Annotated in this window: 7 protein-coding genes; 3 read left to right on the top strand and 4 right to left on the bottom strand. The window is 51.4% G+C overall.

The annotated features are described in order from the left end of the window. Positions 1 to 73: 73 nt before the first annotated feature. Positions 74 to 574 carry a nicotinamide-nucleotide amidohydrolase family protein gene (locus ACTH3S_RS17540; RefSeq protein WP_441810301.1) on the bottom strand — a complete coding sequence of 167 codons (501 nt, stop codon included), beginning with the start codon at positions 572 to 574 and terminating at the stop codon, positions 74 to 76. 563 nt (positions 575 to 1,137) lie between these two features. Continuing rightward, positions 1,138 to 1,545: a Cd(II)/Pb(II)-responsive transcriptional regulator gene (gene cadR, locus ACTH3S_RS17535; RefSeq protein WP_441810300.1), complete on the bottom strand. Its 408-nt coding sequence runs from the start codon at positions 1,543 to 1,545 to the stop codon at positions 1,138 to 1,140. Between the two features lie 95 nt (positions 1,546 to 1,640). On the opposite strand from cadR, the gene ACTH3S_RS17530 reads away from it, so the two are divergent. The 3 genes from ACTH3S_RS17530 to ACTH3S_RS17520 are packed head-to-tail and all read left to right on the top strand — an operon-like array spanning position 1,641 to position 4,364. Continuing rightward, positions 1,641 to 2,537, top strand: a complete 897-nt coding sequence (locus ACTH3S_RS17530; protein WP_441810299.1) for a cation transporter — start codon at positions 1,641 to 1,643, stop codon at positions 2,535 to 2,537. A 3-nt stretch (positions 2,538 to 2,540) separates the two neighbouring features. After that, positions 2,541 to 3,053: a signal peptidase II gene (gene lspA / locus ACTH3S_RS17525; protein WP_008740521.1), complete on the top strand. Its 513-nt coding sequence runs from the start codon at positions 2,541 to 2,543 to the stop codon at positions 3,051 to 3,053. A gap of 21 nt (positions 3,054 to 3,074) precedes the next feature. Next, positions 3,075 to 4,364 carry an ISL3-like element ISPpu12 family transposase gene (locus tag ACTH3S_RS17520; RefSeq protein ID WP_004574636.1) on the top strand — a complete coding sequence of 430 codons (1,290 nt, stop codon included), beginning with the start codon at positions 3,075 to 3,077 and terminating at the stop codon, positions 4,362 to 4,364. Positions 4,365 to 4,719: 355 nt separating this feature from the next. Here ACTH3S_RS17520 and ACTH3S_RS17515 read toward each other — a convergent pair whose 3' ends face one another. Continuing rightward, positions 4,720 to 5,436, bottom strand: a complete 717-nt coding sequence (locus tag ACTH3S_RS17515) for a YagK/YfjJ domain-containing protein (protein WP_441810298.1) — start codon at positions 5,434 to 5,436, stop codon at positions 4,720 to 4,722. A gap of 274 nt (positions 5,437 to 5,710) precedes the next feature. Next, positions 5,711 to 6,397 (bottom strand): DUF3987 domain-containing protein (locus tag ACTH3S_RS17510; RefSeq protein ID WP_441810297.1); only part of this gene is annotated, 687 nt, incomplete at its 5' end.

The raw sequence follows: 6,397 nt of genomic DNA, 5'->3' as shown, positions 1-6,397 counted from the left end.
GATTCCCTGTATATTTGAACAGTATTAAAACATACCCCGAGAAAGAGGCCAACCCCTGTTATTGCGAAAACGCTCAGGCTTTTTCCAAAAAACTGCTAACGCCTTGTAGAGCAAAGAGAACCGCCTGGCGACGCACCTGATCACGGTCGCCACTAAATTGCTGAACAACGGCCTGAGTGGTCTCTACACCACTACCCCAAGCAAACCAAACCGTGCCCACAGGTTTCTCTTCACTACCGCCGCCTGGGCCCGCTACGCCGCTAACAGATACCGCAATACTTGCACCGGTTGCGGCCAAAGCCCCAGCCACCATCTCGCGCACAACAGGCTCACTTACAGCGCCGTGGTTAGCCAGAGAGGCATCTGTAACCCCAAGTAGCGCTTGTTTGGCATCATTGCTGTAGGTAACCAAGCCGCCCACCACATAGGCGGAAGAACCCGCCTTGTCTGTTAACACCTTGGCAACCCAGCCACCGGTGCAACTTTCTGCGGTTGCCAGAGTGTGGCCTGCTACCAATAACTGTTCAGCCAACTGGCTTCCTGCGTATTCGAGTTCGTGGTCACTGGCAGGCATAATGTTCTCCTTCGTTTCATCACGGGCGTTATTTTCTTACAATCCGTGGCTTCACCCAAAGCAAGATTATCCGGACGCGTTCATGTCAGCAGCTCAGAACAACAAACCCCAACACACCCCAATGATGCATGAGTGTGTTAACACTGTTTTATAAAGACTTTTTGGCCGAAATTCGAAATAGCTACACTTAACGTTATACTTTGCCCCGAGACTGCAATAGATCTATCTGGACCACTTTGGCCCAAACCGACAACAAGGCGCCTACTAAATCGTAGCTCACCGGTATCCACGCTCCATCTCCGGTCAATCTATACCACCCAAAATCCCGGTATAGTTTTGAAGTGCGCTGTGACGTCGTGCCAGGAAATATGCGTTGACGACTAGTTAATGGGATACAGATACGGCCGGAGACGGAGCCTCCACTCATACTTTGAACAAAGCATCTCCGCTGTGGTTGCGGACTCCAAAGGAAAACTGGGTAAGCGGATTAAATGGTTGATCTTACCTTTGCATGAGAGTGAGACAGACCGGCATCTCATCGGATTATCTGGTTGATGCTTCACCTACTGCTGGTGCATGTTTCCTTCGCTAATTCCAGCAAGAACCCCACACGCCTCAACTTCCCGGTCATCGTTGCAACTCGCTCTCAGTGAAACGAGTTGTTTCTCAAGCGCTTGCAGAGCGGTTATCTGCGACCGCACATGAGAGATGTGATCATCGAGCAAGGCGTTGACGGCGGTACAAGGCTGATGAGGGTCGTCCTGATAGCTCTGTAGTTCGTGAATCTCAGCCAGTGACAGGCCCAGGATTCTGCAGCGACGGATGAAGGCCAGCCCCTCACCATGCTTCTCGGCATAGACACGGTAACCGTTGTCCTGCCGATCAGGCGGCGGCAACAAGCCCTGCTGTTCATAGAAGCGGATCGTCTGTGTTTCGACCCCTACCAACTGCGCCAACTGACCAATGCGCATCAGCCTCCTCCCCAACGGATTCTTTACTCTATTGACCTTATAGTAGCTTTATAGTTTTAAATGGTACCACAACATTGTTCAAGTGGAGTCGTATCATGAGCAAATCCTGTGGTGGCGCCTGTGGCGGTGATGCAACGTCCGCAGCGGATACCGATATACAGGCCTCCTCCGAGGCGCCAGGGAGATGGGTCAGTGTTTATGCCGTGCCGAAGATGGACTGTCCATCAGAAGAACGAATGATTCGCCTAGCCCTGAACGGCTTTGAGGAGATTCGGGCGCTGTCCTTCGACTTGTCGAACCGCCGGCTGAAGGTCGTGCATGACGGCGAGGTCGAGCCCGTCACCTCGAAACTGAAGACCTTGGGGCTAGGCGCCTCGCTTCAGGAAACCGTCGCTGCAAATCCGGAGACCATCAAGGCCGCCGAGTTTTCGGCAGCTTCTGCTAAGCAAGAATCCGGGACCCTGCGCTGGTTGCTCGGCATCAATGCATTTCTGTTCGTGGTGGAAATGACTGCCGGTCTGATCGCCCAGTCCACCGGCCTGATTGGAGAATCCCTGGACAATTTTGCCGATGCGGCGGTGTACGGGCTTGCCCTTTATGCGGTTGGACATAGCGTGAAAATGCAGGTACGTGCCGCGCATCTTGCTGGTGTACTGCAACTGATCTTGGCTGTGGGCGTGCTCGTAGAGGTGGTGAGACGCTTTGTATTCGGTAGTGAGCCTGAATCGCTGGTGATGATGGCTATCGCATTCGTCGCATTGATTGCCAATACCAGTTGTCTGCTGCTCATATCCAAACATCGGGAAGGCGGGGCGCACATGAAGGCAAGCTGGATATTCTCGGCCAACGACGTGGTGATCAACCTGGGGGTCATCACCGCCGGCGCCCTGGTCGCGTGGACCGGTTCCAATTATCCGGATCTGATTATCGGCACCATCGCGGGGGGCATTGTACTTAACGGTGCCAGACGCATTTTGGCGTTGAAGGGTTAAATAATGCTCATTATTGGCAAAAAGCTCTCGCCGTATGCCCTATTGTCCATATCGGGCCTGCTGGCAGCGTCTGATCAGGCTGTAAAGTGGCTGGTGCAGCAATCAATGGCCTATGGCGAGTATGTTTCGGTGACCCCGTTCTTTAACTGGGTGCACCTATGGAACACCGGTGCCGCATTCAGTCTTTTTGCGAATGGTGGAGGCTGGCAGCGCTACTTATTTATCGGAATCGCGGTAGTGGTCTCGATTTTTCTGATCAAGCTGATCCTTGAAAATCGTCATAAAGGAGAAGCCATCGCTTACAGTCTTATCCTCGGTGGCGCCATGGGCAACCTGATTGACCGGGTCTTTCGCGGCTATGTTGTGGATTCCTTTGATTTCTATTGGCGAGACTGGCATTGGCCGGCCTTCAACCTGGCTGATATTGCAATTGTCCTCGGTGCCTTACTTTTCGTTTCCAGCAGCTTGTTGGGTAAAAAAGCAAACACCAATGCCGAGCCGGATGGATCTGACTGACACCTACGCCTATACAACACCATGACCGAACTTCCCGACAACATCCTTCACCTGCCGCAATACCAAGTACTGGGCTGCAAATCAACCGACGACGAAATGCACTTCCAGGTGGACGTGCCCGATCCCATCGCCTGCGAGGAATGCGGCGTGCAGGGTGAGTTCGTACGGTTCGGCAAGCGTGACGTTCCCTATCGTGATCTGCCCATCCACGGCAAGCGGGTCACTCTCTGGGTGGTCCGCCGCCGATACACCTGCCGGGCCTGCAAGACAACATTCAGGCCCCAGCTACCGGAGATGGTGGACGGATTCCGTATGACACTGCGGCTGCATGAGTACGTGGAGAAGGAATCCTTCAACCACCCCTACACCTTTGTGGCGGCACAGACCGGCCTGGACGAGAAGACGGTGCGCGACATCTTCAACGCCCGCGCCGAGTTCCTGGGGCGCTGGCACCGCTTCGAGACGCCCCGCATCCTGGGCATTGACGAGCTATACCTGAACAAGCGCTACCGCTGCATTCTGACCAACATTGAGGAGCGAACCCTGCTCGACCTGCTGGCCACCCGCCGCCAGGACGTGGTGACCAACTACCTGATGAAGCTGAAAGACCGGCAGAAGGTCGAGATCGTCAGCATGGACATGTGGAACCCCTACCGGGCAGCGGTCAAGGCTGTGCTGCCCCAGGCCCGTATCGTGGTCGATAAGTTCCATGTGGTGCGCATGGCCAACGATGCCCTAGAGAGAGTGCGCAAGGGCCTCAGAAAGGAGCTGAAACCGTCCCAGAGCCGGACTCTCAAGGGAGACCGGAAAATCCTGCTGAAACGCGCTCACGAAGTCTCAGACCGGGAGCGCCTCATCATGGAGACCTGGACAGGCGCGTTCCCGCAACTGCTGGCCGCCTACGAGCACAAGGAGCGCTTCTACGGCATCTGGGACGCCACCACACGGCTCCAGGCAGAAGCCGCCCTGGACGAGTGGATAGCCACCATCCCGAAGGGCCAAAAGGAAGTCTGGAGCGATCTGGTCAGGGCAGTGGGAAACTGGCGCGAAGAGACCATGACCTACTTCGAGACGGACATGCCCGTCACCAACGCTTACACGGAGTCCATCAACCGACTGGCCAAGGACAAGAACCGTGAAGGGCGCGGTTACTCCTTCGAGGTGATGCGGGCACGAATGCTCTACACCACGAAGCACAAGAAGAAGGCACCGACTGCGAAGGTCTCTCCTTTCTACAAGAAAACCATCGGTTACGGACTGCCGGACTTCGCAGAGGAACTCAACTACGGAGTCGATCTATCAACCATCTGAGGGTGGTATCAGATTGATGGGGTGAAGGTGCCCCATCAACCATTAAATCCGTATACCCGGAAAACTTAAAAGGCTGGGGCCGTGATGAGTTGGCTACTACATCAGGTACGGGGCGACTAACGAGAGCGAGCAACTGATAGGCGCTGAGAAGCCCGACGGTGCGATGTATGCACCTTCATCAAAGAGTGATCTCAGAGAGCGCGCCTAAAGGGAATGAGATGAGTTCAGTAGGGCGGCCATCGGATTACACGGCCTACTTAAAAGAAGACTTGCGGGGACTGCCAAGGGCACAAACTCGGTGGCCAAATAGAACGATCACCGAGCCTTGTACTCAGGATTACGCAGAAGCCTGAAGTTACCAGTCGGTAAACTTCAAACGCGGAGATATAAAAGAACGATAACCGTCATGGAAGTTTTTCGTTGCCACTTTCGCCAAGTAAGAGCTTACCCAAAATAGATTCTGGAACATCTGCTCATCTCCTCTTTCCAGAAGCATGGAGCCATAACGAACGTAGCTCTGCCCCCTGCTCTCAAGCGCACTCCCATTGGCGAACTGAATCAAGCCCTGAATTTCGGGCGCCCTCATGCCGAGTGCATAAGCCCATGCCTCATGAAGGCGGGTATAAAGATTTTCACATGATAAATCCCACTTTCCAGTCCCCCGAAAAGCATTCCCATTTAAAAGAATAAGGAGATGAAAGTGTGGTTTGCGCTCATGCTTATCATACTCTCGAGCGCACAAGAGCATTAAATCATGATTTCTATCCTGAGGAAGCCGGCCAAGTTTTCGCTTAAGATGGGCTCTAAAATCCGTTATAAATTCATTCCCAAGAAACTCTTCCTCATACCCCCAGTAGTTAGATGGAAACCTGAGATCGATTCTAATGGCTAGAACTCGGCTATGTTTTGCCAGCTGCTCCAGAATACTTAGTCTAATTCTCTCTAACCATTCTTTTACCAAAGGGCCTGCCGATGTCTGTACCGGCAGACCATGATATAGATTATCATGGTGGAGACTAAGGTTTGTATTCTCCACCACCCTCTTCCTCTGTGTTTCTAAATGTTTGATCATCAACAACCCTTAATCACCCTTTACACCTATTCTTAATAAGCCAACACTAAAAAATGCTGACGCATCAAAATACAATATTACTATTAACCGCACGCAGGATTACTCGCAAGCACCCCAAACTCCCTGCCAAGCACAGCAAGACGCAACGATAAATAGAAAAATCAACAATTATTAAATATTAATCTTTGGCGTTACGCGAAGACCTAAAAACCTTGATATTCCTGATACAAATATCAGGAATATCGGACTTTAAACCCCAAAATAGGCTTCGAAATTACAACAAGCTTCTGTAGTCAGTGGCCGGGACTCTGTTTTCCAAACAAAAATGACTCCATTGTAAGTCGTCATGAAGATAGTGCGGGTATAAATCAACAACCATCATGCCACTATGGGCAACAAGAATCGAAATCTCCCCAAGCCGAACCAATTCATCCAAATTAAAATCTAGAACAGGCTTATTCCTCATGCGAGAAGGCCCACTCTGACGAATTTTATTTTTTCTAACAAAACGACGCCCATCATCCCGTACGCCTTGAAGATAATCTCGAAGCGCACCTAAATCCTTCACATATTCTGGAGTCGACTCAAAGCACCGTAAAAAAACGTCAGAGAAGAAAAAGCCCATCACTTCTGCATCTTTCAAAACATCAATCGATATCTTCTGATCCTCTCCATATTCAATGCAGGATAACAATGCGGCAATCCTAGTAATATTTTCAGCGAGTTTTGAGCCATGATCCCTCGCATACTGAAATCGCCCATTTATTCGTAAGTTCTGCTCGATTTCATTGTAAAGCCACTCCCAGTAAATCTTGGCTTCCTCAGTAAAACGAAGTATCTTCCTACCAGTCTTTGAATTTTCAACATACCCCTCTTTTGTACGGAGTATTTCATTTGCTCTTTGAAGGTAGTCTTGATAACCATCACAATCTCCTTCAAGCGTTCCCCTCAGCAGCCTAGT

This window comes from Marinobacter sp., from assembly GCF_052094685.1.
GTDB lineage: Bacteria > Pseudomonadota > Gammaproteobacteria > Pseudomonadales > Oleiphilaceae > Marinobacter.
Note: the sequence above shows the minus strand (reverse complement) of the source record. Positions and strands in the feature narration are given on the sequence as shown.